This window comes from Gordonia tangerina (genome assembly GCF_021556435.1).
In the GTDB taxonomy this organism is placed as follows: domain Bacteria; phylum Actinomycetota; class Actinomycetes; order Mycobacteriales; family Mycobacteriaceae; genus Gordonia; species Gordonia tangerina.
In genome coordinates this window covers 344,258-370,514 of the sequence record NZ_JAKGCU010000001.1, presented here as the reverse complement: position 1 = coordinate 370,514, position 26,257 = coordinate 344,258, and the positions used below count along the sequence as shown (strand labels likewise).

At 67.1% G+C, this 26,257-nt stretch carries 24 protein-coding genes, 1 tRNA gene, 1 other RNA gene and 1 pseudogene; 11 read left to right on the top strand and 16 right to left on the bottom strand.

Going from position 1 to position 26,257, the window contains the following annotated elements; genetic code table 11:
* Window positions 1–210 precede the first annotated feature (210 nt).
* Window positions 211–1,098 carry a LysR family transcriptional regulator gene (locus tag L1892_RS01685; RefSeq protein WP_235721707.1) on the bottom strand — a complete coding sequence of 296 codons (888 nt, stop codon included), beginning with the start codon at window positions 1,096–1,098 and terminating at the stop codon, window positions 211–213.
* A 151-nt stretch (window positions 1,099–1,249) separates the two neighbouring features.
* On the opposite strand from L1892_RS01685, the gene L1892_RS01680 reads away from it, so the two are divergent.
* Window positions 1,250–2,269, top strand: coding sequence for an LLM class flavin-dependent oxidoreductase (locus tag L1892_RS01680; RefSeq protein ID WP_235721706.1), 1,020 nt, complete (start codon window positions 1,250–1,252; stop codon window positions 2,267–2,269).
* Between the two features lie 87 nt (window positions 2,270–2,356).
* Window positions 2,357–3,352 (top strand): annotated as a pseudogene (locus L1892_RS01675) (EamA family transporter); the annotation flags it as partial.
* Here the strand turns inward: L1892_RS01675 and L1892_RS01670 are convergent.
* Window positions 3,305–4,363, bottom strand: a complete 1,059-nt coding sequence (locus L1892_RS01670; RefSeq protein ID WP_235721705.1) for an alpha/beta hydrolase — start codon at window positions 4,361–4,363, stop codon at window positions 3,305–3,307. The pseudogene L1892_RS01675 and the gene L1892_RS01670 sit on opposite strands and share 48 nt — an antisense overlap.
* Window positions 4,364–4,427: 64 nt before the next feature.
* On the opposite strand from L1892_RS01670, the gene L1892_RS01665 reads away from it, so the two are divergent.
* Together L1892_RS01665 and L1892_RS01660 are read left to right on the top strand one after the other, a co-directional pair.
* Complete coding sequence (locus L1892_RS01665) at window positions 4,428–5,711, top strand: MurT ligase domain-containing protein (RefSeq protein ID WP_235721704.1); 1,284 nt, start codon at window positions 4,428–4,430, stop codon at window positions 5,709–5,711.
* Window positions 5,708–6,430, top strand: a complete 723-nt coding sequence (locus L1892_RS01660; RefSeq protein ID WP_235721703.1) for a type 1 glutamine amidotransferase — start codon at window positions 5,708–5,710, stop codon at window positions 6,428–6,430. The genes L1892_RS01665 and L1892_RS01660 overlap by 4 nt, the downstream gene beginning before the upstream one ends.
* 323 nt (window positions 6,431–6,753) lie before the next feature.
* Here the strand turns inward: L1892_RS01660 and L1892_RS01655 are convergent, their stop codons facing one another.
* The 8 genes from L1892_RS01655 to L1892_RS01620 form a co-directional block, all read right to left on the bottom strand.
* On the bottom strand, window positions 6,754–7,482 hold the full coding sequence (locus tag L1892_RS01655) for a uracil-DNA glycosylase (protein ID WP_235721702.1): 729 nt from the start codon (window positions 7,480–7,482) through the stop codon (window positions 6,754–6,756).
* 25 nt (window positions 7,483–7,507) lie between these two features.
* Complete coding sequence (locus L1892_RS01650) at window positions 7,508–8,050, bottom strand: uridine kinase family protein (protein WP_235721701.1); 543 nt, start codon at window positions 8,048–8,050, stop codon at window positions 7,508–7,510.
* Window positions 8,050–9,654, bottom strand: a complete 1,605-nt coding sequence (locus tag L1892_RS01645) for an alpha/beta fold hydrolase (RefSeq protein ID WP_235721700.1) — start codon at window positions 9,652–9,654, stop codon at window positions 8,050–8,052. Before L1892_RS01645 ends, L1892_RS01650 begins: the two co-directional genes overlap by 1 nt.
* Window positions 9,655–9,704: 50 nt before the next feature.
* Window positions 9,705–10,316, bottom strand: a complete 612-nt coding sequence (gene recR, locus L1892_RS01640; RefSeq protein ID WP_235721699.1) for a recombination mediator RecR — start codon at window positions 10,314–10,316, stop codon at window positions 9,705–9,707.
* 6 nt (window positions 10,317–10,322) lie between these two features.
* Window positions 10,323–10,694: a YbaB/EbfC family nucleoid-associated protein gene (locus L1892_RS01635; protein WP_235721698.1), complete on the bottom strand. Its 372-nt coding sequence runs from the start codon at window positions 10,692–10,694 to the stop codon at window positions 10,323–10,325.
* A gap of 21 nt (window positions 10,695–10,715) precedes the next feature.
* A complete protein-coding gene (locus L1892_RS01630) occupies window positions 10,716–11,045 on the bottom strand; it encodes a hypothetical protein (RefSeq protein ID WP_235721697.1) in 330 nt (109 codons plus the stop codon).
* Window positions 11,046–11,357: 312 nt separating this feature from the next.
* Window positions 11,358–12,221: a pseudouridine synthase gene (locus L1892_RS01625; RefSeq protein WP_235721696.1), complete on the bottom strand. Its 864-nt coding sequence runs from the start codon at window positions 12,219–12,221 to the stop codon at window positions 11,358–11,360.
* A gap of 65 nt (window positions 12,222–12,286) precedes the next feature.
* Window positions 12,287–12,724: an SRPBCC family protein gene (locus L1892_RS01620; RefSeq protein ID WP_235721695.1), complete on the bottom strand. Its 438-nt coding sequence runs from the start codon at window positions 12,722–12,724 to the stop codon at window positions 12,287–12,289.
* A 79-nt stretch (window positions 12,725–12,803) separates the two neighbouring features.
* Between L1892_RS01620 and L1892_RS01615 the strand changes: the two genes are divergently transcribed.
* Window positions 12,804–14,195 carry an FAD-binding oxidoreductase gene (locus L1892_RS01615; RefSeq protein WP_235721994.1) on the top strand — a complete coding sequence of 464 codons (1,392 nt, stop codon included), beginning with the start codon at window positions 12,804–12,806 and terminating at the stop codon, window positions 14,193–14,195.
* Window positions 14,192–15,517: a class I SAM-dependent methyltransferase gene (locus tag L1892_RS01610; protein ID WP_235721694.1), complete on the top strand. Its 1,326-nt coding sequence runs from the start codon at window positions 14,192–14,194 to the stop codon at window positions 15,515–15,517. The genes L1892_RS01615 and L1892_RS01610 overlap by 4 nt, the downstream gene beginning before the upstream one ends.
* Window positions 15,518–15,575: 58 nt before the next feature.
* On the opposite strand, the gene L1892_RS01605 is transcribed toward L1892_RS01610, so the two are convergent.
* The 5 genes from L1892_RS01605 to ffs all read right to left on the bottom strand — a co-directional run bounded on the left by L1892_RS01605 (window position 15,576) and on the right by ffs (window position 21,262).
* Complete coding sequence (locus L1892_RS01605; RefSeq protein ID WP_235721693.1) at window positions 15,576–17,957, bottom strand: DNA polymerase III subunit gamma and tau; 2,382 nt, start codon at window positions 17,955–17,957, stop codon at window positions 15,576–15,578.
* 51 nt (window positions 17,958–18,008) lie between these two features.
* Entirely contained in the window at window positions 18,009–18,455 is a 447-nt protein-coding gene (locus L1892_RS01600) for a hypothetical protein (protein ID WP_235721692.1), read from the bottom strand.
* A gap of 11 nt (window positions 18,456–18,466) precedes the next feature.
* Complete coding sequence (locus L1892_RS01595) at window positions 18,467–19,777, bottom strand: glycosyltransferase 87 family protein (protein WP_235721691.1); 1,311 nt, start codon at window positions 19,775–19,777, stop codon at window positions 18,467–18,469.
* A 48-nt stretch (window positions 19,778–19,825) separates the two neighbouring features.
* Complete coding sequence (locus tag L1892_RS01590) at window positions 19,826–21,103, bottom strand: aspartate aminotransferase type Ic (RefSeq protein WP_235721690.1); 1,278 nt, start codon at window positions 21,101–21,103, stop codon at window positions 19,826–19,828.
* A gap of 64 nt (window positions 21,104–21,167) precedes the next feature.
* Window positions 21,168–21,262, bottom strand: an RNA gene (gene ffs / locus L1892_RS01585) — signal recognition particle sRNA small type.
* A gap of 106 nt (window positions 21,263–21,368) precedes the next feature.
* Here ffs and L1892_RS01580 point away from each other — a divergent pair.
* A tRNA-Ser gene (locus tag L1892_RS01580) sits at window positions 21,369–21,457 on the top strand.
* 74 nt (window positions 21,458–21,531) lie between these two features.
* Here L1892_RS01580 and L1892_RS01575 read toward each other — a convergent pair.
* Entirely contained in the window at window positions 21,532–22,113 is a 582-nt protein-coding gene (locus L1892_RS01575) for a hypothetical protein (protein WP_235721689.1), read from the bottom strand.
* Between the two features lie 778 nt (window positions 22,114–22,891).
* Here L1892_RS01575 and L1892_RS01570 point away from each other — a divergent pair.
* The 4 genes from L1892_RS01570 (at window position 22,892) to L1892_RS01555 (ending at window position 26,040) form a co-directional block, all read left to right on the top strand.
* A complete protein-coding gene (locus L1892_RS01570; protein ID WP_235721688.1) occupies window positions 22,892–23,188 on the top strand; it encodes a hypothetical protein in 297 nt (98 codons plus the stop codon).
* A 13-nt stretch (window positions 23,189–23,201) separates the two neighbouring features.
* Entirely contained in the window at window positions 23,202–23,501 is a 300-nt protein-coding gene (locus tag L1892_RS01565; RefSeq protein WP_235721687.1) for a CopG family ribbon-helix-helix protein, read from the top strand.
* Between the two features lie 109 nt (window positions 23,502–23,610).
* Complete coding sequence (locus L1892_RS01560; protein WP_235721686.1) at window positions 23,611–24,450, top strand: NmrA/HSCARG family protein; 840 nt, start codon at window positions 23,611–23,613, stop codon at window positions 24,448–24,450.
* 198 nt (window positions 24,451–24,648) lie between these two features.
* Complete coding sequence (locus L1892_RS01555) at window positions 24,649–26,040, top strand: acyl-CoA synthetase (protein WP_235721685.1); 1,392 nt, start codon at window positions 24,649–24,651, stop codon at window positions 26,038–26,040.
* The last annotated feature ends 217 nt before the right edge of the window (window positions 26,041–26,257 follow it).

The following is a 26,257-nucleotide window of genomic DNA, read 5'->3' as shown; positions in this document are numbered from 1 at the left end:
TGACTCCTGTTTCTCGGCTGATTCCGATGCGTTCATGACTATGTGACTCAGCGCACAACTTGCCAGGGTTGCAGTGCGTTGCATCTGCCCACGCGCAACCCTCCGCCCCCTGCAGTCACCGGTGTGATCCACGCGCCGACTCGCCCCGGCATGAGGAGCGCCGACGCAATCTGCGACATCACGCGACTGCCGCCGGGCAGAACGCTCGGCTCACCGCTGTCCGGCGGCCTCCGCCGACGCCACCAGATGATCGACGACGTCGGTCACCGCCCGTCGCATCCCCGGCCGAGTCAAGGCCTCATAGACACGGGCCGCGCGAACCCCTTTGAGCGTCAGTCGCTTCACCCCGGGATGGCGCACCGCGAACCGCGGGATCAGGGCGATGCCGTGGTCGGCGGCCACGATGGACTGGATGGTGCCGAAGTCCAGCATCCGCTGGGTCACCCGCGGCGCCACCCCGGTCACCGCCGAAATCGACAGCAGCACATCGTCGACGGGGAAACCGCCCTCCACGCTGATCCAGTCGCAGTCGGCCAGGTCGTCGACCTCGATGTCGTCGCGGTCGGCGAACTCAGAACCCGCGGCGACCACCACGTCGACGGGCTCACGCATCAATTCGGTCACCTCGACCCGCGGAGCCCGCACCGGTGCCGTGCGTTCATCCCGGTGGGTGACGACGATGTCGAAGTCCGCCAGCGCCGGGGCGGCATCGGGGTAGCCCACATCGAGCTCGGCGGCGATCACCTCGACACCCGAGCCGGCGACTCGGTCCAACACCCCGGGCAACAGCAGCGCAGCACCCGACGGGAACATCGCCAGGCGCACCGTCGCGGCGCCCGACCGGTAGCCCTCCATCTCCTCCTGCGCCCGTTCGACTGCCGCGATCACCTCATCGGCGCGCAGCACCAGCGCGCGGCCGGCGTCGGTCAGCCGGATGCGGCGTCCATCCTGGGCCAGCAGGTCGACGCCGGCTTCTCGCGTGAGCACCTTCAACTGCTGTGACACCGCCGACGGCGTCATGTGCATGGCGTCGGCCACCGCCCCGATCGAGCCGCGGTCGGCGAACTCGCGCAGTAATCGCAGCCGCTTCACATCCACACCGCCAACGTACTGCGCCGCACCGCCGCGGCCACCGCGGTTCCTCCGCCGGGTATCCGCGCATATCCGCCGCGAGTTGGTGGAGACTCTGGGGAATGCAGGAGGAGGAACCGCCGGGAATGAAGCGGACCGGAGTACTGTTTGGTCACGTATGAAGAACATCGGGTTCCTGTCCTTCGGACATTGGTCGGATGCGCACGGTTCGCAGGTGCGGTCCGGGTCCGACACATTGCTGCAGTCCATCGACCTGGCGGTGGCGGCCGAAGAACTCGGCGCCGACGGCGCGTACTTCCGCGTGCATCATTTCGCGCGTCAGCTCGCCTCACCGTTCCCGTTGCTGTCGGCGATCGGCGCAAAGACCGACCGCATCGAGATCGGCACCGGCGTGATCGACATGCGCTACGAGAACCCGCTGTACATGGCCGAGGACGCCGGAGCCGCTGACCTCATCTCCGGCGGACGACTGCAACTCGGCATCAGCCGCGGATCGCCCGAGCAGGTGATCGAGGGATACAAGTACTTCGGCTATGTGCCCCCCGAAGGGTCCACCGACGCCGACATGGCGCGCCAGCACACCGACGTCTTCCTCAAGGTCATCTCGGGAGATGGCTTCGCCCAACCGAATCCGCGGCCGATGTTCCCGAACCCACCGGGACTGCTACCCATCGAACCCCAGTCACCCGGGCTGCGCGAGCGCATCTGGTGGGGTGCGGGCTCCCGCGCTACCGCGGAATGGACTGCGCAGCAGGGTATGAACCTGATGAGCTCGACGCTGCTCACCGAGGACACCGGCGTACCGTTCCACCAGCTACAGGCCGAGCAGATCGAGCGATATCGGAAGGCGTGGACCGACGCCGGCCACTCTCGTGAACCGCGGGTGTCGGTGAGCCGCAGCATCTTCGCGATCGTCGACGACCTCGACCGTGCCTACTTCGGTCGCGGTGGCTCCGAGGACGATCAGGTGGGCGTGATCGACAACGCCGTCGCACGATTCGGTCGCAGTTACGCCGACGAACCGGACAAGCTGATCGAGCAGTTGCGCGAGGACGAGGCCATCGCCGCCGCGGACACCCTTCTACTGACCGTTCCCAATCAACTCGGCGTGGACTACAACGCACACGTCCTCGAGTCGATCCTGACGCACGTGGCGCCGGCGCTCGGCTGGCGGTGACAATGCACTGACAATGTAGAGAAACTACATCATCAGTGCACAACAATTCGATTGTCCTTGATCGAATTCGTCTCCACGATGGTCGTCATGACCAACCGCGACCGGCTTCTCGGGCTTGCAGTGGTGGCGCTGTGGGGACTGAACTTCATTGCGATCCGCCTCAGCCTCGACCACTTCCCGCCGTTTTTCTGCGCAGCGCTGCGCTTCGCGGTGATGGCCGTCCCGGTCATCGCGTTCGTCACCTTCCCGCACGTGCGCCTGCGGTGGTTTCTGCTGTACGCCACCGGATTCGGCTTCGTCCAGTTCGCCTTCCTGTTCCTGGCGATGCATCTGGGGATGCCAACCGGACTCGCGTCGCTGGTGCTGCAGACGTCGGCTCCGTTCACCGTGCTGCTCGGAGTGCTGTTCCTGCGCGAGCGCATGGCCCTGCTCCAGGTGGTGGGCATCGTGGTGGCGGTGCTCGGCATGGCGGTCATCGGGATCGACCGCGCCACCGGCAGCCCGCTCGGGCTGGGTGCGCTGGTCCCGATGGTGCTCACCGTGCTCGGTGGCCTCGGCTGGGCGTTCGGCAACATCGGCAGCAGGCTCGCCGCGCAGCATCCGCCCACGCGGCCGGCCCCCGACGCCCGCCTCGACAACGCGCTGCGCATGACCCTGTGGATGTCGGTGGTCCCACCGATCCCGTTCGCCGCGATGAGTCTGGTGTTCGACGGACCCCGCGCCGGTGTCGAGTCGCTGACCACTCTCGACTCGCGCAGCGGTCTGCTCGCGCTGGCCGGACTCGCCTACACGGTGCTGCTGGGCACCGTGGTCGGGTCCGGGCTGTGGGTGTACCTGATGTCGCGCCACCCCGCCAGCAGCGTCGCGCCGCTGTCGTTGTTGGTGCCGATCGTCGGCATCACCGCGGCGTGGGCATTGCTGGGTGAGCGTCCGAGCGCCGTCGAGCTGATCGGCGCGATCACGGTGATCGTCGGATGCGCGGTCGGCGTGCTGGCCGCTCCGAGGTCGCGGCCCAAGCCCCCGGCCGATACCGGGTCAGCGAAACGCGTACGCGAGCGCGGCGCCGATGCGCTCGACGGCGGCACGCGCGTCCGGGCTGATCAGCGTCATGTTGGCGAAGGCGTGGATCAGGTTGCCGGCGCGGTCGAGGGTCACCGGGACACCCGCCTGCTTGAGACGATCGGCATAGGCAATTCCCTCGTCGCGCAGCGGATCGAATCCGGCGACGATCACATACGCAGGCGCGAGTCCGCTGAGATCGTCGGCCAGCAGCGGTGAGACGCGCGGATCGGAGCGCTGGGTCGCGTCGGGCACATAGTGGTCGGTGAACCAGTCCATGTGTTCGTCGGTGAGATACAGGCCTTCGGCGAACTCGCGGCGCGACGCCCGTTTCGTCGTCACGTCGACCACCGGGTAGATGAGCATCTGCAGGCAGGGGGTGATCGCGTCGTCGCGGACCTGCTGTGCCACCACCGCAGCCAGGTTTCCGCCGGCGCTGTCGCCGCCCACCGCGATGCGCTCGGTCGCCACACCCCATTGCGGCGCCTTTTCGACCGCGAAGCGCCACGCGGCGACCGCGTCGTCGACGGCAGCCGGGAACGGATGCTCCGGGGCCAGCCGGTAGTCGACGGACAGGATGTCGGCGCCGGTCGACAACGCCAGCCGACGTACCAGGTTGTCGTGGCTGACCCGATCACCCACCACGAACCCGCCACCGTGGAAGAAGACGAGAATGCCGGCCGAACGCACCCGGGCGCGGTACCGCGTGGCCGGTATCGGTCCACCGGGTCCGTCGATGAGCAAGTCCTCTTCGACCGCCATCGCCGGCAGATCCTCCGCCAACGTCGCCGCGTTGGCGGTCAGATCCGCGCGCGCCTGCGACACCGGTTTGCCGGCGATCTCGAAAGCCGGCACCTTGTCTGCGATCAGTCCGGTCAACGCCATCTCCGGCGACAACCGGTCACCGTCGGCGTTGACCCGGCCCCACTGGCCGGCGAAGCGCAACACCACCGGTGGGATGCGTCCGGCGGAGCGCATCAGCGCACGCCGGACCCGGGTGGGCAGGGACGGAGACATCGCTGTGGCCTGACTCACGTCCGTGAGCGTACCGGCGCCGCACGGGCGACCTGTCGACGGGCGCTTGTGTCAGACTCGTGCCATGTCCGACCGCACCAGAGTCCCGATGCGCACCAACCTGGCGCTGGCAGCCGCGTCGGCGGCCCGCTGGGCGTCGCGAACCGCAGGTCGCGGTAAGGGGTCGATGATCGGTGGTCTGATCGCCGCGAAGATCGATCCGAACATCATGAGCCGCCTGGCCGCCGGCAAGCGCTCTGCGCTGGTGACCGGCACGAACGGTAAGTCGACGACGACGCGGATGACGGCGGCGGCCCTGTCCGAGCTCGGCGACGTGGCCACCCAGGCCGACGGCGCCAACATGGACGCCGGCATCATCGCCACCCTCACGCTGCATCGTCCCGCGACGATCTGCGCGCTCGAGGTCGACGAGTTGCATGTGCCGGGTGTCAGCGATGCTGTCGACCCGGAGGTGTTGGTGCTGCTGAACCTGTCGCGCGATCAACTCGACCGGGTCGGCGAGATCAACATGATCGAACGGCGACTCCGGGAAGGCATCGCACGCCATCCGGCGATGACGATCGTCGCCAACTGCGACGACGTGTTGATCACATCGGCCGCGTTCGACGCCACCGATGTGGTGTGGGTGGCCGCGGGAGCCGGCTGGGTGGGCGACTCGGTGAGTTGCCCGCGCACCGGCGAGCCCATCATCCGGTCGGGCGACGACTGGCGCTCGAGCGGTGACGAGAACTTCCGCCGCCCCACCCCCGACTGGTGGTTCGACGACGAGAACCTCTATGGCCCCGGCGGATTCACCGCCCCGATGACGCTGTCGGTGCCCGGTCGCGCGAACCGGGGCAACGCTGCCCAGGCGGTGGCCGCAGCGGTGGCGATGGGCGCCGACCCGGCGAAGGCGGTCGCGGCGGTGGGCACGGTCGGGGAGGTCGCCGGGCGCTACGGCATTCATCAGGTCGGCAACCACTCGGTGCGCACGCTGCTGGCCAAGAATCCGGCGGGCTGGCAGGAAGCCCTGTCGATGATCGACCAGGACGCCGATGGTCTGGTGATCGCGGTCAACGGGCAGGTCCCCGACGGTGAGGACCTCTCCTGGCTGTGGGATGTGCGGTTCGAGGCGTTCGAGACGATGCAGGTGGTCGCCGCCGGCGAGCGTGCGGCCGACCTGTCCGTCCGGCTGCTCTACGCGGGCGCCGAGCACACCACCGTTCCCGATCCGATGAAGGCGATCGCCTCCTGTCCGCCGGGCCGAGTGGAGGTACTCGCCAACTACACTGCGTTCCGCGATCTCGGCACCGCCCTGGAGCGCGCCGAGCGCGCCCGCGGCGCCGACCTGAAGGGGGCGGGGTCATGAGCGAATCCACATTGCGGATCGGCCTCGTCCTGCCCGATGTGATGGGTACCTACGGAGATGGCGGCAACGCGCTCGTGCTCCGGCAGCGCGCGCGCATGCGCGGAATCGATGCCGAGATCATCCAGATCACCCTCGATGACGAGGTACCCGACTCGCTGGACGTCTACACCCTGGGTGGCGCCGAGGACTACGCGCAGCGTCTGGCCACCCGCCACCTCACCCGTTTTCCCGGGTTGCAGCGTGCCGCGGACGCGGGCCGGCCGGTCTTGGCGATCTGTGCGGCGATCCAGGTGCTGGGCCACTGGTACGAGACGTCTGCGGGTGAACGCGTCGACGGGATCTCGCTGTTCGACCTCACCACCTCGCCGCAGGAGAGCCGCAGCATTGGCGAACTCGTCACCGATCCGGTTGTCGACGGGTTGACCGCACCACTGAGTGGCTTCGAGAACCACCGCGGCGGAAGCACTCTCGGCGACGACGCGCGGCCGTTGGCCCGCGTGCGGCACGGGGTCGGCAACGGCGTGGGCGACGGCACCGAGGGTGTGGTGCAAGGATCGGTGATCGGCACCTACATGCACGGTCCGGCGCTCGCGCGTAACCCCGAACTCGCCGACCATCTGCTGGCGCGTGCCCTCGGTACCGATTCGCTGGCGCCGCTGCAGCTTCCCGAGGTGGCCCGCCTGCGCACCGAGCGCCTGGCCGCCGGTCGACGCGGCTGAGTTCACCTTCGCCAGGAAAGCCCGTTCATTACCGCTTGCTGAGCTGAGGAGACCCGGAGCCTGCGGCCACCACTATTCCGTGCGCGGCACCCACCGGCGACGACTCACCGCACCGATCGGTCAGGCCGAAACCGCGCGCACACCGTCGGACCGCAGACGGCGCAGTCGGTACCGGATCGATAGTGGGTGTGCGCGTCACGGGCGTGGCCGCAGCGGCAGCGGGAGTCCGGGTGACGGCCCAACCATCGGGCGAGCACCTTCTTCATGAGTCGACCCCCGATCTGCGGCTGACCTCGTTGTCACCGCCCATCGCAGACTACTCGTCAGTCACGGCGCGGCCGCTTCGGTGACAGCCCGGCGTGTTCAGCGGCCGCGGTCAGTACGTCGGCCAACATCGCCGGGGTGAGCCGGCCGGTGAAGGTGTTGTGTTGGCTCACGTGGTAACTGCCGAAGATGGTCAGCTCCGCCTCGCCGCGGCGGATGGTCGTTCGGGCGCCGTGGCCGAACTTGGGTTTCGGTCGGTCGACGCTCCAGCCCAGGTCGGCGAACGCCCGCAGACCCGCCTGCCACCCGAACGCACCGAGCACCACCACCGAACGCAGGGTGGGCTCCAGCAACGCGAGTTCCGCGTCGAGCCACGTCGCGCATCGGTCCCGTTCGGCGACGGTCGGTTTGTTCTGCGGCGGCGCGCAATGCACCGGTGCGGTCATCCGCACCCCGTACAGCTGCATGCCGTCGTCGACGGACACCGCGGTCGGCTGACTCGCCAAGCCAACGTCGTACAGCGCCCGGAACAGCACGTCACCGCTCTGATCACCGGTGAACATCCGGCCGGTCCGATTACCCCCGTGGGCTGCCGGCGCCAAACCCAGCATCACCACGCGTGCATCGGCGGGCCCGAAACCAGGCACCGGCCGGCCCCAATAGGTCTGGTCGGCGAACGCGGCCCGTTTGTCCCTCGCGACCTGCTCACGCCACTCGACCAGACGCGGACAGGCACGGCACTCGACGACGTCGGCGTCGAGCCCCGCCATCGTCGAATAGCCGGCCATGGCTCACCCTAACGCCGGCGGTCGATCAGTCCAGCACACGAGACCGCTGCCGGGTTCCGTCGACGGCGAACCAGCCCCGCTCGAACTGCTGCCACCGCTGCAACAAGGGCCGTGACTCTTCACCATCGCGTGCGACCGCCCGTTCGAGCCGTTCCGCCGCAGATCCACCGTCGAGCCACAGGGAGTGGGTCAGACGCGGGGCGATGCGCCGACGCGCCGACGACACCCCCTCGATGATGAGCAGCGGTTCCCACCGCAACCACACCAGCCGCCCAGGCTTGGCCACGCCGTCCCGCCACACCCGCGGCCGATAGTGGTAATCGTGTCGCCGGATGAACGCCTGCAGGAGGTCGGTTTCCAACTCAGGCCACCAGGCGACGGGATTGTCCCAGGTGGCGAAGTCGTCGGTGCGGATCAGCTGCACTCCGGTGCCGCGCTGACGCAGGCGCGCCACCAGCGCGTCGGCCACCGTCGACTTCCCCGATCCGGACGGGCCGTCGATGGCCACGATGCCCGAGTCCATTTCCGCCGCGAGATCGTCGAGTCCGCGGACGACGTCCGACATCATCACAGTCTCCCGATCCCGGTGGTCGGCGGCGTGGTCAGCGACGCGGTGATCGGCGGTTCCGGGACCTCGGTCACCGTGGTCGTACCAGTGCGCAGGTACTCGACGATCGCACGATCGAGCGGTGGATGCGATCGCCCCAGCTGCGCGTGGTCGCCGCCACCAACGGTGATCAGATGGCTGCCCATCAGCCGGTGCATCGCCAACGACTCGCGGTAGGGCGTTTGCGGGTCGTCTCGCGCCTGCAGCTGCAGTGGCTGCACGGCGAGATGGTTGTTGGTCACCGCCACCGGCGTAGTCACAGCAGGTGCACCCGCACAGGCCATCCCCGACTGGTAATAGAGACCCGGCCCGTCGAAGACGTCTGCCACCACACCGTTGAGGAACACCGACGCGGGGACCTGCAGCGGCTGCGCCGGCATCTGGTTCTCGTTGCACATGATCACCGACTGAAGGTCCTGCAGACTCGTCAGGATGGCAACGACCTCCGGATCGGGTTCGGCCTTCGGTTGGGCGCGGCCGTTGATCCGCATCGCCACGAACGGCCATTTGTTGCGGTCCGGGACGGCGATGCGAGTGATGCTGAGCAGCAACGAATTCGACTGTATACCCGGAACAGTCAGTGTCGCAATGAGATTCTCCACGCGCGCACGGGCATCGGCGGTGAGGTTCACTCCGGCGAGATACTGCTGCGCGATCGCACGCAATCCGGGCGGAACGTCACCGACCTGTGCCGGAGGCGCGGCGAGCGACGGTGGCACGCCGGACTCGGCGACAATCTTCGCACTCCACTGCCGATACACCGCCAGCGGCGTGCGCCCGAGGTGATAGATGTTGTCGTGCTTCGCGATCCACACCAACATTTCGTTCATCCGACTCTTGAACGCCTGCGTCTGCGAACCCGGAATCCCGTTCCAGACCAGTGCCGGGTTGACCGCGGAGTCGAGCACCAGCCGGTCGGTGCGCTGCCCGAACAGCGTGGCGTACGTCGACATCAGCAGCGTGCCATAGGAAATGCCGTACAGGCTCACCTTCGATACGCCGAGCACGCGGCGCACGACCTCGATGTCGCGGGCCGTGTTCTCGGTGGTGATGGTGCGTAGGTAGGCGGGCGCCGACGCCGCACAGCGGCGGCGATGCAGTGCCCCGCCCTCGGTGAGCAAGGCCAGCTGCTGCGAGTCGGAGACCGGCGTGCACGTCAGCGGCGTCGACGAGAGCAATCCGCGTGGCTGTACGCCAACCAGGTCCCACTCGTCGCGCATCTCATCGGGCACCGGGAGCCGGGAGAACATCCCGATGGCGTCGGAACCGGGCCCGCCCGGGTTGCCGATGAGCACGCCACGACGACGGCCCGGATCGCGCGCCGGGAGCCTGCTGATCATGATGTCGATCGTCGGACCGCTCGGCATCGCGTGGTCGAGCGGCACCTGCACCGTCGCACACCGTGCCGCCGGGGATGCGTCGTGGATCGCGGGGCACGGGCCCCACCGCAACTCCTGCGCGGGTGCCGCATCGGCGGACGGCAGCACGATCGAACCCACCGCCACTGCGAGCGCGACAGCGATGGCAGACAGGCGCCCGATCTGAACGTTTCCCCGGCTGGTCACGGGTCTATCTGTAGCAGACTCGTACCTGTCGCAGAGCCCGGTCGGTCCGCCTAGGCCAGCACCCGTCGGCCCGACAACGCCCGCCCCAGCGTCAGTTCGTCGGCGAACTCGAGGTCACCACCCATTGGCAGTCCCGACGCCAACCGAGTCACCGACAGTCCGGGAAAGTCCTTGAGCATCCGCAGCAGGTACGTCGCGGTCGCCTCGCCCTCGGTGTTGGGATCGGTGGCGACGATGATCTCGGTGACGTCGTTCCCGTCCTCCTGGGTCGCGAGGCGTTTGAGGAGTTCACGGATACGCAGCTGGTCGGGACCGATGCCCGACAGCGGGTCGAGCGCACCGCCGAGCACGTGGTAGCGGCCATCGAACTCCTTGGTCCGTTCGATGGCGTGCACGTCCTTGGGCTCCTCGACGACACAGATCTTGGTGGCGTCGCGGCGGGCGTCCGAACAGATCCGGCACAACGTGTCGGCCGAGACGTTGCCACATTCGGCGCAGTAGGTGACGTCATCGCGAACCCGGGCGAGAGCCGCGATCAGGCGATCGATCTCCTTGTTCTCCACCGATAGCAGGTGGAAAGCGATGCGCTGGGCACCCTTGGGTCCCAAACCCGGCTGTTTGGCCAGCTCGTCGATCAGATCCTGGATCGGCCCCTCGTACATGGCGGCCTACTGGCCAAGGCCGGGAATGCCGCCGCCGAGGCCTCCGGCGAGCGGTCCCATCTTCTCCTGCGCGAGGGCTTCACGCTTTGTCGACAGGTCGGCGAGCGCGCCGAGCACGAGATCCTGCAACGTCTCCACATCGTCGGCGTCGACGACCTTGGGGTCGATACTCACCGCGGTGACCTCGCCGGTGCCGTTGCCGGTGACCGTCACCAGGCCGTTGCCGGCCGATCCGGTGACCTCGGCCGCGGCGATCTCGTTCTGTGCGGACAGGAGCTGTTCCTGCATCTGCTGGGCCTGGGCGAGCAGGCCGGCCATCGGGTTGTCGCCGCCTTCACCGCCGCCGAAGAGTGCGCTGGGGTCGAAAGGTTGAGTCACGCCCTCAACTGTATCGCCGTCTCAGCGCAGCAACCGATCGACGTGCTCGGCGAGTTCGTCCAGCGTCGCGCCGTCGCCGGGAGTGACGACGAACGAGATCACCTCGTCACCGAAGAGACGGCCGGCGTGACGGGTCAGCGCGAACTCGAACCTGTCGTCGACGCGCCGCCACTGAGTGATGCCGCCGTACACAGGCGCGCTGGCCCCGGTCGTCACGCAGTACTCGTCGGACCGCGGCCCGCCGGTCAGGTCGCGCTGGATCTGGAAACACGCCATCGACTCGTCGTCGATGAACACCACCGCCTCGCACCCGAGGTCGGGATGGCGCTCGTAGGTCGCCTGGATGGCCATGTGCTCAGGCTATCGCGTCGACTGGGCGCCGTTTCCTGTCGACTGGGCGCCCTTGTCGCTGGTCGAGTAGCCCGCGAGCTCCTCTCGCAGGACAACAACCCACTGGTCGAGTAGGTGCCAATATCTCGCTGATCGAGTAGGTCGAGCCGCCAGGCGAGACCGTATCGAGATCAGGTGACGTGGTCTCGATACGCCTCGTCGCAGGCTCCTCGGCTACTCGACCACCGACAAGGCGCCCCCGCCTCGGCTACTCGACCACCGACAAGGCGCCCCCGCCTCAGTCACTCGATCGGCGAACAGTGCCCACCGCACTCAGGCAACCGACCGCCCCGACACGAACTCCCGACGCTCCCCCGTCAGCGGGTCGTCGAAGCCCAGCGAGTGCGCGACGAGCCGCAACGGTTGCGTGAAGTCTCCATGGTCCGGCAGTTCCGCCAGGTCGGGACGGATATCGGGATATAGGGGGTCGCCGACGATCCCGACGCCGAGCTGTGCCATGTGCATTCGCAGTTGGTGGGTCCGGCCGGTGTGTGGCTGCAGACGATAGATCCCGCCCGACACGGTCTGGTCGAGCAGAGCGATGGTGCTCGACGCGTTGGCCTCACCGTCGACAACCCGCGCCCGCAGATCACCCGCGGTCTTCTCGATCCGGTTGCTGATGGTCACCGGATCGATGAGGTCGGCTCGGACCGGCGCCAACGCCCGGTACTCCTTGTCGGCGCGACGTTCGGCGAATAACGCCTGGTAGGCCGACCGCACGTCGGGTCGCAGCGTGAACAGCAACACTCCGGCGGTCAGCCGGTCGAGCCGATGCGCAGGAGACACCAGGTCCGAGCCGAGCTCGCGCCGCAGCCGAACCAGCGCGGTCTGCGTCACGTGACGTCCGCGCGGCATGGTGGCCAGGAAGTGCGGTTTGTCGACGACGACGATGGCGTCGTCGCGGTACAGGATCGGCAGGTCGAACGGGATCGAGGTCTCGTCGGGCAGATCCCGGTACAGGTACACCGAGGTGTTCATCCGGGCCGGATCGTCTAGGCCGACGCGGCGGCCGTCGGCGTCGACGATCTCACCACGCGCCGCCCGATCAGCCAGATCATCGATGGTCAGATCACCAAGCGACGGCGTCGCCAGCAGACAGTCGGCGACTGTGTGAGCCGGGCCGAGCCGTAGCACCACCCGGGTCGCGTCGACCCCGTCCCGCGCCGACAGCGGCGGAACGGGTCGTCGTCGGCGGCGGCGGGTCAGCTCTCGAGACGCTTCTTGAGATTGCCGAGCAGCTCGGCCTGGATCTTGTTCAGCCCCTTCGGCGCGAACGTCTTCTCGAAGAAGCCGCCGATGCCGCCGGCGCCGGTCCACGTCGTGGTGGTGGTGACACGGCTCCCGGATCCCGACTTCGCCACCACGTAGGTCGTCACCATCGACGAGTTCTCGTCGTTCTCGGTCACCGTGTCCGGCACCACATTCACGGTCGCCTTCACGTCGCGCTGGCGCTTCTCGGTGGCCTGCAGAATCCAATGCACCACGGTGCCGTCGCCGTTCCCACCGCTGAGCACCTGATAGTCGCGGTAGTTCGCGGGCAGGATTGCCGGGCGCACCTCGTTGTAGTCGGCCAGCGCGGCCATCACCACATCGGGGGCGGCGGCGATGTCGAGCGTTTGCGTTGCGGAAACCTGACCCACGGCGTGTTCTCCTTCGAACTGATTGGCGGGGGGCAAACTCACGTCCTAGGCTATCCAAGTGAGCTCGGACCGGTTGGAGATGGGGGCGCAGGCATTCGACGAGGGTGTTGCGACCCTTCTGACGAGCTATCGCGCGATTCCGCCGGGCGCCACAGTGCGCCTGGCGAAGAAGACGTCGAACCTGTTTCGCAAACGCGCCGAGAATCCGCACCCCGGGCTGGACGTGTCGGGTCTGGACCGCGTGATCTCGGTGGACAAGGCCGCCAAGACCGCCGACGTCGCGGGCATGTGCACCTACGAGAATCTGGTCGCCGCGACCCTGCCGTACGGCTTGGCCCCCAAGGTGGTGCCACAACTCAAGACCATCACCCTGGGCGGCGCGGTCACCGGGTTGGGCATCGAGAGCACCTCGTTCCGCAACGGATTGCCGCACGAATCGGTCCTCGAGATCGACATCCTCACCGGCGGAGGCGAGATCATCACCGCCACCCCCACCAACGAGCATGCCGATCTGTTCTTCGGGTTCCCCAATTCCTATGGCACGCTCGGTTACTCGGTCCGGCTTCGGATCGAACTGGAAGAGGTTGCGCCGTATGTGGCGCTGCGACATGTCCGTTGCGGTCGACTCACCGACCTCCAGGAGACGATGGCGCAGGTCGTCGTCGACGGCTCCTACGACGGCGAGCGGGTCGATTACCTCGACGGGGTCGTGTTCACCGCCGAGGAAAGCTATCTGACTCTCGGCCGCCAAACCGATGAACCCGGGCCGGTTAGCGACTACACCGGAATGAACATCTTCTATCGGTCCATCCAGCACCCGAGCGGCGTCACCCGTGACCGGATGACCATCCACGACTACCTGTGGCGCTGGGACACCGACTGGTTCTGGTGCTCGCGCGCCTTCGGTGCGCAGAACCCGCGCATCCGCCGTCTCTGGCCCAAGAAGTTGTTGCGCAGCAGCTTCTACTGGAAGTTGATCGCCCTCGACCACCGCTACAACATCGGTGACAAGCTCAACGCCCGCAAGGGCGAGCCGCCCAGCGAGCGTGTGGTTCAGGATATCGAGGTGCCGATCGAGAACACCACCGCCTACCTCGAATGGTTTCTGCAGAACGTGCCAATCGAGCCGATCTGGTTGTGCCCGTTGAGGTTGCGTGAGCCCGCCCTTCCCAACAGCGATGCCACCCGACCGTGGCCGCTGTATCCCCTCGAGCCGCGACGTACCTACGTCAACGCCGGCTTCTGGTCTGCGGTACCGGTGACCCCGGGCGACCCGGGGCACACCAACAAGTTGATCGAACGCACGGTGGCCGATCTCGATGGTCACAAATCGCTGTATTCGGAGTCCTTCTATGCGCCGGACGAGTTCGATGAGCTCTATGGCGGTGAGAACTATCGGTTACTCAAGAAGCGGTACGACCCGCAGGGCCGTCTGCTCGACCTGTATGCGAAAGCGGTGAAACGACAATGACCACATTCAAGGACAGTTCGCTGCACAACGGCGCGGCGCCCGCGGCGGGCAAGATGACATTGGCGCAGATCTTCGAGGCCCTGATGGGCGGTAGGCTCACCGTCCGGATCACCGCCTACGACGGCAGCTCGGCGGGCCCGGAAGATGCCGAATTCGGCCTGCACCTCGCCACATCGCGCGGCACCACATATCTGGTCACCGCGCCCGGTGACCTCGGACTCGCCCGCGCCTACATCTCCGGCGACCTCGAACTCACCGGCGCCCACCCGGGCGATCCGTACGGCGCGTTGCGCGCGTTGGCCTCGGACCTCAATTTCGTGCGTCCGTCCCCGTTGACCCTGGCGCACGTCGCGCGGTCGCTGGGTATCGAACACTTCAAGCCGATCGCTCCGCCGCCGCAGGAAGCACTGCCCCGGTGGCGGCGGTTCACCGAGGGCCTGCGGCACAGCCGAACCCGCGACGCCGAGGTCATCCACTATCACTACGATGTGTCGAACACCTTCTACGAGTGGGTACTCGGACCCTCGATGACCTACACCTGCGCGGTGTACCCGGAGCTCGAAGCGACCCTGGAGACCGCGCAGGAGAACAAGTATCGGCTGATCTTCGACAAGCTGCGTCTCAAGCCGGGTGACCGGCTGCTCGACATCGGTTGCGGCTGGGGCGGAATGGTCCGTTACGCCGCACGCCGCGGGGTACATGTGATCGGTGCGACGCTGTCGGCCGAACAGGCCGAATGGGCGCAGAAGGCCATCGTCGACGAAGGTCTCACCGAGTTCGCCGAGGTGCGCCACAGCGACTATCGCGACGTGACGGAGACCGGCTTCGACGCAGTCTCGTCGATCGGGCTGACCGAGCATATCGGTGTCGCGAACTACCCGGCGTACTTCTCGTTCATCCGGGACCGTCTGCGTGTCGGCGGCATGCTGCTCAACCACTGCATAACACGGCCCGACAACCACAAACGCGGCCGCGCCGGGTCGTTCATCGATCGCTACGTGTTCCCCGACGGCGAGCTGACCGGCTCGGGCAAGATCATCTCCAAGCTGCAGGACATCGGCGGCATGGAAGTGGTGCACGAGGAGAACTTCCGCGACCACTACGCCATGACGCTGCGTGACTGGAACCGCAACCTCGTCGAGCACTGGGATGAGGCTGTCGAGGAGGTCGGCGAGGGCACCGCGCGCCTATGGGGTCTGTATATGGCCGGTTGCCGCATCGGCTTCGAACGCGACATCGTCCAACTGCACCATGTCCTGGCCACCAAACTCGACGACAAGGGCGGCAACGATCTTCCACTGCGCCCCTGGTGGGACGCCTGACCTCGACTTCGTAGTACGAACCGCGTTTTTTTGGCCGGTTCGTACTACGGATCCGTGGTCATTCCAACGGCCGCGCACCGAGTTCGGACTTGAGCAGTTCCAGCGCGACCTGGTCGGGGTCGAGGCGCCGTTCTGGCGAGCCGGTTCGGGCGTCGGCAACCATCTCGTCGCGTTCGGCGTCGGTCAGTTCCTCATCCGCCCGTGGCGGCTCAGGCTCCTCGGGCTCAGGTGCGGGCTCCGGGGTTGCGGCCTGCGATGCCGTCTGATCCCGCCCACGGCTCGGCCGTGAATAGGTCGGTCGTTTCGGCGCGGTCTGTGCCGCCGACCGGTCGGCCCGGCCGCGCTGCACCGCGGCCTGAGCGGCCGGTTGTCCGGTCGAGTGCACACATCGCGCGTCGGCCGACGGCCCGAACACCTGCTGCACGGCCGCCCGCAGGTTGCCCGCGTGTTCGTTGCTCAGCCGCCCGACGAGCATCTCGGTGGCGTGGCCGAACACCACGGTGGTGCCGTCCACACCGGCGATCGACGCACCCGACAGCATCACCTCCAGCACCGGCGTGATACCGCGGGCGGCGGCCCGGATATCCGACCAGCGGGCCTCGACATCGGCGACGGTCAACCCGGAATCCTGCTCTTGCGCAGGCTCGTCGACGGCCGCAGGTACCGGCTCGTCGAAGTCCGGTGGCGGGGCCATGTCGTCGTCGGTCGGTTCGTCGGGCAATGGAATGTCGTCGTCGGCCGATGACGTCGCCTGCGGCGGCGCCTCCGACTGCGCCGCAGTCCGTGCCGGCGGACGCGGGGATGTCGGGTTGGGCGGAGTGGGAACCGGGCGCGCGGGCGGCGTCGGGGTCGCCGACGTCGATTCCGGCGCTGGTGGTGTCGGTTCGGCGCGCGCCGTATCGGGCGCGGTCGGCACGGACACGTCCGGCGCGCCCGACGGCGGGCTCTGCACCTGCGGCGCAACCGGTTCCGGGGACAACGGATCCACCGGTTCCGGGGTCTGCGTGGCGGCCGACGGCTCCGCCCTCACGGGTTCAGTCGGCGCGGGTTCTGCCGCCGGTGGCGAATCGTCGGCAACCGGCGTCTCGGGCGTCAGCGCAGGCGGATCATCGGTGGCCGAAGCTGCTGGCGAGGTGTCCTCATGCGCGGCGCGCGCTGCCGCTGCCTCCTCGGCGGCCTTACGCTGCGAGGGCCGCACATACTTGGGCGCCGACTCGGCATCCGTCGGCGCGGCCGGCGCCGACGTTCCGCCGGAAGGGGTTGTCGGCGTGGCACTGCCACCCGTCGCTACCACCCCCGATTCCAGACGTTCGAGGCGCTGCAGCAGTGCCGTGTCCGCGCTGGACGCGGCGGGCAGCAGCATCCGCGCACACATGACCTCGAGCAGCAGACGTGGCGACGTCGTACCTCGCATCTCCCCGAGCGCGGCATGCGCCGTCTCGGCGAACCGGGTCAGCGATGCCGGGCCGAGTACCTCGATCTGACGCTGCATCCGGGCGAGTTGGTCACCGGGCGCCTCGACCAGTCCGCGCTCGGCCGCATCCGGAACAGCTTGCAGCAGAATCAGATCACGCAACCGTTCGAGCAGGTCGACGGCGAATCGACGCGGGTCGTGGCCGGCGTCGACAACCTTCTCCACCGTGCCGAACAACGCCGCACCATTCGCGTCGGCGAGCGCGTCGATGGCCTCGTCGATCAGCGCGATGTCGGTGACACCCAGCAGAGCCAGCGCCCGCTCGTAGGTCACACCTTCGTCACCCGCGCCGGCGAGCAACTGGTCGAGGATGCTCAGCGAGTCACGCGGTGAGCCGCCACCAGCGCGGATGACGAGCGGATACACATCCTGGGCGACCACCACATTCTCACTGGCACAGATCTTTTCCAGCAGGTTGCGCATCACCGGAGGCGCCAGCAGTCGGAACGGGTAATGGTGTGTACGCGACCGGATGGTGGGCAGCACCTTCTCGGGCTCGGTGGTCGCGAACACGAAGATGAGGTGCTCGGGCGGTTCCTCCACGATCTTGAGCAGCGCGTTGAATCCCGCGTTGGTGACCATGTGCGCCTCGTCGACGATGAACACGCGATACCGCGACTCCGAGGGCGCGTAGAAGGCGCGATCCCGGAGCTCGCGCGTGTCGTCGACGCCGCCGTGACTGGCGGCGTCGAGCTCGATCACATCCAGATTGCCGGGGCCGCCTGGGGCCAACGCCACACAGGAATCGCACTCCCCGCACGGTGTCGACGTGGGTCCGTGCACGCAGTTGAGCGAGCGGGCGAGGATGCGCGCCGACGACGTCTTACCGCACCCGCGCGGGCCGGAGAAGAGGTAGGCATGGTTGATACGTCCCCCGTCGAGCGCACGACTCAACGGATCGGTGACGTGCTCCTGGCCCACGACGTCGGCGAAGGAAGCCGGGCGATAGGTGCGATACAGAGCCACGTGACGAGAGTACCGGCGCAGCCCGACACCCGGGCGCGCTCCCCCACAGGCTCAGGCGACCGCCGAACCACTGCACGTCAGCGCCGGTAGCGGGACCGGCCCGTGGGTCACCGACCGGATCCGGATCGTCAGCGGCCCGCTGGCGTGCAGGTTGTCGATGCGATAGCCGGGGCGATCGGCGAGGCGCGCCGACCAGCGGCGATGGAAGGTTTCCGTATGTCCCGTGGGTAAGTGGGTGATGGTGACCCAGGTGTCAACCGGGTAGGAGCTCAGCGACGCACTGTGGCCCCACACAGCGAACACCCCGGGCCGGCGGGCGTCGGTCCGGACACTCGCACCGCCATAGAACGGGATGTCGAGGATGTGTGGGCTCGGCCCCCAGCAGTGTTGCCCGATCGGCTGGGTCCGCACGCCGGCCTGCGCATGCGCCGTCCCCGCGATCAACCCGGCCGCGACTGCGGACGTCGTGCACGCGACCACCCATGCTCGGCGTCCCATGCGCGGTCTCCTCACTCCCCCGCCAGTGGCCCCTGCACGGATTGTGGCGTCTCCGACGGTGCCGCCGCCACCGTTGTCGCCGAGTCGTCACCGGACCGTAAGACGACGATGGTCGCGATCACCGTCCCCAAGAAGATCGCGTTGTAGGGGTAGACCGTGAACCACTCCAGCCATTCGATCCCATGCTTGAAGAACAGACCGATCAGGTACGCGTCGGGCACCGTCCGGTTCACGAACCAGATCGGATAGGCCAGGTAGGTGCGCCAGGAGAAGGCGATCAACAGCATCGAGATCAGCCCGGCGGCCGTCAGCGCGTACACCACGACGCCGCGGCCGGGAGTGGCCAACAAATGCAGCCCGATCACCGCGAGCGGGACGAACCACACCCAGTGGTGGCCCCACGACATCGGGGAGATCGCGCACGCGGTCATCCCCACCACCGTCACGGCGAGCAACTCCTGCCCGTGCCGGTGCGCGAGCGTCGCGGCGTACATGCCCAACGCGAGCGCCCCCGCCGCCAGAAACCCCCAGAGCAGGATGTTCGGGTCGTCGGAGTGCAACAAATTGGCCAGCCACCCGCGGATCGACTGGTTACCGACGGTCTGCGGTGCACCGACCCGATCGGAGTCGAACATGGTGCCCGTCCAGTACGCCCACGATTCGCGGGGTAGCACGGCGAACCCGACGATCATCGTGCCGAAGAAGCCGATCAACACACCGGCCATCGACCGCCACTGCCGCAGGACGGCCAGATACAGCACAAAGATCAGCGGCGTCAGCTTGATGCCTGCGGCGATACCAGTGCCCACCCCGCGCAACCGCGCCCCTTCGCCCCGGGTGAGGTCGGCGACGATAAGCAACATCAGGAAGACGTTGATCTGCCCGTACCAGACGGTGGTGCGTACCGGCTCCAACAGCAACGCCACCGCGACCAGCGACAGCGCGATCACCCGCAACGGCCACGTCGCCGTTCGGCCGAGGCTCTTGAAGCTGAGCATGATCACCAGGTACAGCGCGACGACGATGCCGACCGACCAGACGATCCGCGCCGCCTCGAACGAGATCCAGGTGAACGGGGTGAACAGCAGGATCGAGATCGGCGCGTACGTGTAGTCCATCTGTCCGAGCAGTTTGGCGTCGTAGAGGCTGTTGCCGTCGAGCACCGTGCGTGCGCCGGACAAGTACACGTCGAGGTCGAGCTGGTTGTCGAACAAGCCCCAGAAAGGGGTGGTGTAGGGGACGATCACGTCCTGCAACCACAGGGCGAGAAGGCCGATGAGCACGGAGCCGACGGCGATCAATGCCGGCCGGTGTCGCTTCACTCCTCGCGGGTTTTCGAGAACATCGCGGTCCAGTCGGGATTCGTGGGGTCAGGAATCGCTGGAGGCGAGCAATGACTCGGTGGCGGCGAGCAGCACGCAGGTGGCCACGCCGTCCATGGCCTTGGCCAGGTCGTCGGTGGTCGGGAACGTCGGCGCAAGCCGGATGTTGCGGTCGTTCGGGTCCTGCTTGTACGGGAACGCCGAGCCCGCCGCGGTCAGCGCGATCCCGGCCTGCTTGGCGAGTTCGATCACCCGCCGCGCGGTGCCGTCGATGACGTCGAGGTTGACGAAGTAGCCGCCCTCGGGCTCCGACCATGCCGCGACCTTCGAGTCGGCGAGCCGATCGTCGAGGATGTCGAGCACCATCCGGAACTTGGGTGCCAGGATCTCGCGGTGCTTGGCCATGTGCGCGCGCACGCCGTCGGCGTCGCCGAAGAACCTGATGTGCCGCAGCTGGTTGACCTTGTCCGGGCCGATCGTCTTGATCGCCAGGTGTTTCTTGAACCAGTCGAGGTTCTCGGTGGATGCACCGAAGAAGGAGACGCCGGCACCGGCGAAGGTGATCTTCGACGTCGAGCCGAGCACGAACACGCGGTTCGGGTGTCCGGCGGCCGCCGCCATCTCCAAAATCGGCAGCGGCGTCGGAGGCGCCTCGACCAGGGTGTGCACCGCGTAGGCGTTGTCCCAGTAGATGCGGAAGTCGTCGGCGGCGGGCATCTCCAGGAGCCGGCGGGTGACCTCCTCGCTGAACGTGACGCCCGTCGGGTTGGAGTAGGTGGGCACTGCCCACATGCCCTTGATGGACGGGTCGTCGGCGGTCAGCGCCGCGCACGCGTCGACGTCGGGGCCGTCGGGCAGCATCGGCACCGGGACCATCTCGATGCCGTAGGTCTCGGTGATCGCGAAGTGCCGGTCGTATCCGGGGACCGGACACAGGAATTTGACCTTCTGGTCCTTCCACGGCCGGTCCGAGTCCACCGTTCCGCGCAGTAGCGAGAACACGGTGAGGTCGTGCATCACCTCGAGGCTCGCGTTGCCGAGCGCCATCAGGTTGTCGGGATCGACGGCGAACAGCTCGCCGAAGATCTGCCGGATCTCGGGCAGCCCGACGATGCCGCCGTAGTTACGGGTGTCGGTGCCGGCGGCGTCGCGGTATTCGTCACCGGGCAGCGCCAGCAACCCGTTGGACAAATCGAGCTGCTCGGGCGCCGGCTTGCCGCGGGTGAGGTCGAGCGAAAGACCTGCCGCGCACAGCGCGTCGTAGAGCTTTCGCAGGTCGGATTGGGTTTCGCGAAGTTGGTCGGCACTCATCGAGTGGTAATTCAACGCGGGGACCTCTCCGTGACACCGGCATCGGTGGGCGGCGCCTCAGGTGCTCGTCTCGAGATTTCTATGGGGACCCCGCGCACCCGAGAGAGCCCGTTGACCCTTGCTGCCTTCCGGCCCTGGGGGAGTTCACAGGATGCACGCCGCGCGGGATCCGCCGACCAGTGTAGCGGGAGGGACCCCTCGCCAGACAAACCGGTCACCGACGACGTCGCTGCCCGGCCGATTTTGGGTTGCACCCCCCTTGGCCGCTATCATCCCCCGTGGAGGATTCGCCTAGTGGCCTATGGCGCTCGCCTGGAACGCGGGTTGGGTTAATAGCCCTCAGGGGTTCGAATCCCCTATCCTCCGCCACGGAAGAACCGCCTGCTACCTGCATTAACGCCAGTAGCGGGCGGTTTTTCGATCTCCATACATCGATTTGTGCATCAGCCCAACAGAAGTTTCGCTTGCCACGCACGCGCCCGCCGATCCATGCGTTGCCACCAGGAAGTGACATACACGTCCACGGCATCGCTGAGACGCCGGTCCACAGTGGTTCCATTGAGGAGCGAACTCAGGCAGAACATCGCACCCACGTACGGCCGTCGCGGCGTCTCTTCGATCGGCGCAAGCGGGGACGGCTTCGACAGCCGCCACAGGTCACGGCGAAAATCGGTCACATGAAAATCGAGCTCAATCATCAGGTTGTACACCGCGTCCATGGCGTCCACGACATTTCGATCGGCGATCAGCCTCACGGAGATCAACTCCCTTTCGACTTCGTCCGTAATCGCGTGTAGTTCCGAGTAGGCAACGTCAACCTCATCGACCGTGAGTTCCTTGTCGTCAAACAACTCGTGCTCACGATTGTGTCGGCGCTGACATAGCTGCAACACGTGGACAGCCGAACGCAGTGTGGTGTCGCGTTGCCAATCCTTCTTCGCGCGATGCGCGCTGCTAGCCAGCGCTCCCCATGCAGCGGCGGCAGATACCACAGCAGCGGTCGCGGCAATAGCTGTCGGTTCCATTGGCGACTATTCCACCTCATTGCGGACCACGACTGCGCCAGCAGCCCCGGCCGACCTGACAGCGTAAGCGAGCAACTCAGACGCCGCTCGACCTTGACCGGGCAGTACATGCGAGTAAACGTCCAACGTAATTGTTTCGGACGCGCCCAAGTCGCCCCGATACGACCTCGACAGGTACACCGAGCGACAGGAGCAGACTTGCGTGAGTATGTCTCAGGTCATGCAGCCTTATCGCAGGTAGGTCAGAGATCGCCTTCCGCGCCGCCTCGCCGCGGGCCCCGCCACCTCCTAGACACCTCGTCGTGGTGACTGGCCGTCGAGATCTCGGCGTCGCGGTGCCCGGCCCGTCGAGTCCCTGGCCGTCGCGGTCCCTGCCTGTCGAGGTCCCCGGCCGCCGACGCGCGGCCACTCGAGGCCCCGGCTTGGTTGATCGAACGATGCATCGCCGCCGATGCATCTGGCCGCATGTAGGTGTACCTAGATGTCGTCCGGCGATCTAAAACGTGATGGTCAAACGCTATTTCTGCACCCAAACGCATCACAACGTATCTCCACTTTCAGGGGTTCGAATCCCCCATCCTCCGCCGAAAACGTCAGGTCAACGACTTGCCGCACCGGAAGGGAACACTTTCGGGTATCACCGCCGGCAGATCGCGTGTGAATTCCCGCGATCTGCCGGCGGTGACGTTTCGGCCCGCGAAGGTCTCGGCGACCCCGATGCTGACAGTTGATCTAAAAAGTGTATTGCACTACATAGAAAGTGCAGTACACTTCTGATGTGCGGATCGAGATCACGCCCAGCGCCCGGCAGCACGGGATCGCCGATGATGAGATCCGCGCCGTGGTTGAATACCCGGCACTACGTGTCGTCTTGACCGCCCGTCGCGTGGGAACTCGCCCGGTCCTCCACATTGGACCGGCTGTCGAGCGCGGCCCGTTCATCGAGGTCATCGTCGATATCGTCGACCCGGTGATCGCTGTCGCATTCCACGCGATGATGCTGCGCAAGAGCCTGGTCACCAACCTCGGCATCGAACATCTTGTCGTTCCGAGTTACGGAACACAGCGATCGTGAGAGGAGAGAATCCATGGGCCGCAAGCTGACTGACGATGACTACGCCGCGATGGCCGACGACTACGCCATGAACGCGCCCACGGCGGAGGAGGTAGTCGGGGACGTCGAAGTCGCAGACCTGGCCGTTCTCCGCCACGGCCGGCCACCGAAGGGCACCGCGTCCAAGGGTAAAACCCCAACAACCTCCGTCCGCCTACCCGAGGATCTGCGGGAAGCGATGGTCCAGCTGGCTGACGCCGAGCACGTCAAACCCGCCGAAATCATTCGTCGGGCGGTCGCAGAGTACGTCGACCGTCACCGCGCCGCGTCGTAGCAGGCGACGACAGTCCCGGCTGGCGAACACGTCAGTGTTCATCTGGTTCGCCAGCGGACAGCCACGCTGATACCGTTTCGGCCCCGACGGGCCCGGGTAGCGTGAACTCATGACCTACGTAGTGCTCGGCGCCACCGGCGGTCAGGGTGGTGCGGTGGCAGCCGAACTTCTCGAGGCGGACCTACCGGTGCGGGCCGTGGTGCGTGATCTCGAGTCCAAACGCGCGCAGGAGCTCAGCACCCGCGGCATCGAGTTGGTGACCGGCGACATGGTCAGCGGCGACGGCCTCGTGGACGCGTTCGTCGGGGCCACCGGCGTCTTCGCGCTGACCACGCCGTTCGAGACAGGGGTTGATGCGGAGATCACCCAGGGCACCGCGATCCTCGACGCCGCCCGCCTCGCCGGCGTGCCTTACCTCGTCTTTTCCTCGGTGGCCAGCGCCGACCGCGGCACCGGCGTGCCGCACTTCGAGAGCAAATACCGCGTCGAGCAGGCCCTCGGCGACAGCGGTATCCCGTACACGATCGTGGGTCCGACGTACTTCTACGACAACCTGCTCGGCAGCGTCGACGCGGTGACCGCCGCCGGCATCCTGCCCATCGCGATGCCCGCGGACACACCGTTGCAGCAGCTCTCCCGCCGGGATCTCGGTAGGTTCGTCGTCGAGCTGTTTCGCGACCCGACGAGCCACGTCGACGAACGCATCGACATCGCCTCCGATTCGCTGACCCCCGATCAGATGGCCGCCGCACTGTCGTCGGTGTTGACACGCGAGGTGAACGCGGAATCGTATGATCCGGAACGGATCTCGTCGCCCGACATGAGCGCGATGTTCGGTTTCCTGAGCCGGGAGGGTTACCAGGTAGACATCCCGGCGCTCCATCACCGCTTCCCGGCCGTCGGGTGGCAGTCGTTCGCCGAGTGGGCGGCGATCCAGTTCGGGACATGACACAGTTCGGGCCCGACACACCACAGTGCGCGGGCCCGAAACTGGAAGTTTGGACAAGACCGGGGGCTTCTGTAATCACCCGGCCTCTGGTTCAACAAGCGAGTTACAGCATCGCGTGAACGTGCCATCACCGTATCAGGCCGTCGTCGCCGTCGGCCAATCGTCGTCTGGGAAACCGTCGTCTGGGAAACTGGCAGCGTGCTGTTTCCGACGCTGACTCCCGCCGCTGCCGATCTGTCCGATGCGATCGTGGTGGGCGACGACCGACTGTCCCGCGAAGATCTTGTCGGAGCAGCCACCGCGGTGGCCGAACGCATCGGCGGCGCGCACACCCTTGCCGTCCTGGCCCGGCCGACACCGGACACGATTCTCGCGATCGTCGGCTGTCTCATCGCCGGGGTCGCCGCGGTCCCGGTTCCGCCGGATTCCGGGGCACGCGAGCTCGACCACATCCTCACCGATTCCGGTGCGCAGGCCTGGCTCGGTGCAGCCCCCGACGACCCGACGCTGCCGGTGATCCCGGTCCGCCGCTATGCGCGTTCATGGCATCGCCACCCCGAGCCACCCGAGTCGTCGACGGCCCTGATCCTGTACACCTCTGGCACCACCGGCCTGCCCAAGGGTGTGCCGATCTCGCGGCGGGCCATCGCCGCCGGACTCGACGCACTCGCCGACGCCTGGCGGTGGACCTCCGATGATGCGCTGGCACATGGGCTTCCACTATTTCACGTGCACGGTCTGATCCTCGGCGTGCTGGGGCCGCTGCGTCGCGGCGGGCGGCTGATCCACACGGCGAAGCCGGCTCCGGAGAAGTACGCGGCGGCCATCGACGACGGCGCCACGATGTTCTTCGGTGTGCCCACCGTGTGGACCCGTGTGGCCAATGACGAGTCGGCGGCACAACACCTTTCGTCGGCCCGTCTGCTCGTGTCGGGCAGCGCCCCGCTGCCGGTGCCGGTGTTCGAGAGCATCCGGTCGTTGACCGGCCACGAGATCGTCGAACGCTACGGCATGACCGAGACGATGATCACCGTCAGTACCCGCGCCGACGGAGAACGCCGCCCCGGCTGGGTCGGGTTGCCACTGGCCGGGGTCGACACCCGAATCCGAGAGGGCGACAACGACCTTCCGCATGACGGCGAAACCGTCGGCGACCTGCACGTGCGCGGGCCGATGATGTCGTCGGGGTACCTCAATCAGCCGGAGAAGAGTGCCGAATCCTGGCTCGATGACGGGTTTTTCGCCACCGGCGACGTCGCCGTCATCGACCCGGACGGGATGCACCGCATCGTCGGCCGCCGGGCCACCGACCTGATCAAGTCGGGCGGCTACCGGATCGGCGCCGGCGAGATCGAGACCGTCCTGCTCGGACATCCGGCCGTCGACGAGGTCGCGGTGATCGGCGTGCCCGACGACGACCTGGGCCAGCGGATCGTCGCCTATGTGGTCGGCTCCCGGGTTCCCGACAGCGAACTGATCGACCACGTCACCACCGAACTCTCCAATCACAAGCGGCCCCGCGAGATCCGGTTCGTCGACGGGCTGCCGCGCAACGCCATGGGCAAGGTGCAGAAGAAACTCCTCGACTGACACAAGCGCCATCGCCCCCGACCGCTTCCGCTGCCGATCCCGCCCGTTCCACAAAAGTGCCCCAGAAAAACACCCTCGCCCAAGGCGGCCGTCGGCATTATGTCGATGAGTCGCCTGGAGCGGGTGCATGTCTGGGGCGCTTTTCGGGATGGGCGGTTTTCAGCGTGGAACGCCGGCGGTGGATCACTCGTCCCCCAGGTATCGCCAACTCCTCCAG

Bases quoted from the DNA above. Each gene is read 5' to 3' on its own strand.
- L1892_RS01575 (WP_235721689.1), bottom strand. From the start codon at position 22,113: ATGGAACCGACAGCTATTGCCGCGACCGCTGCTGTGGTATCTGCCGCC.
- L1892_RS01630 (WP_235721697.1), bottom strand. From the start codon at position 11,045: ATGGCCATCCAGGCGACCTACGAGCGCCATCCCGACCTCGGGTGCGAG.
- L1892_RS01660 (WP_235721703.1), top strand. From the start codon at position 5,708: ATGAGCGAATCCACATTGCGGATCGGCCTCGTCCTGCCCGATGTGATG.
- L1892_RS01560 (WP_235721686.1), top strand. From the start codon at position 23,611: ATGACCTACGTAGTGCTCGGCGCCACCGGCGGTCAGGGTGGTGCGGTG.
- L1892_RS01615 (WP_235721994.1), top strand. From the start codon at position 12,804: ATGGGGGCGCAGGCATTCGACGAGGGTGTTGCGACCCTTCTGACGAGC.
- L1892_RS01565 (WP_235721687.1), top strand. From the start codon at position 23,202: ATGGGCCGCAAGCTGACTGACGATGACTACGCCGCGATGGCCGACGAC.
- L1892_RS01610 (WP_235721694.1), top strand. From the start codon at position 14,192: ATGACCACATTCAAGGACAGTTCGCTGCACAACGGCGCGGCGCCCGCG.
- L1892_RS01600 (WP_235721692.1), bottom strand. From the start codon at position 18,455: ATGGGACGCCGAGCATGGGTGGTCGCGTGCACGACGTCCGCAGTCGCG.
- L1892_RS01680 (WP_235721706.1), top strand. From the start codon at position 1,250: ATGAAGAACATCGGGTTCCTGTCCTTCGGACATTGGTCGGATGCGCAC.
- L1892_RS01650 (WP_235721701.1), bottom strand. From the start codon at position 8,050: ATGATGTCGGACGTCGTCCGCGGACTCGACGATCTCGCGGCGGAAATG.
- L1892_RS01655 (WP_235721702.1), bottom strand. From the start codon at position 7,482: ATGGCCGGCTATTCGACGATGGCGGGGCTCGACGCCGACGTCGTCGAG.
- recR (WP_235721699.1), bottom strand. From the start codon at position 10,316: ATGTACGAGGGGCCGATCCAGGATCTGATCGACGAGCTGGCCAAACAG.
- L1892_RS01665 (WP_235721704.1), top strand. From the start codon at position 4,428: ATGTCCGACCGCACCAGAGTCCCGATGCGCACCAACCTGGCGCTGGCA.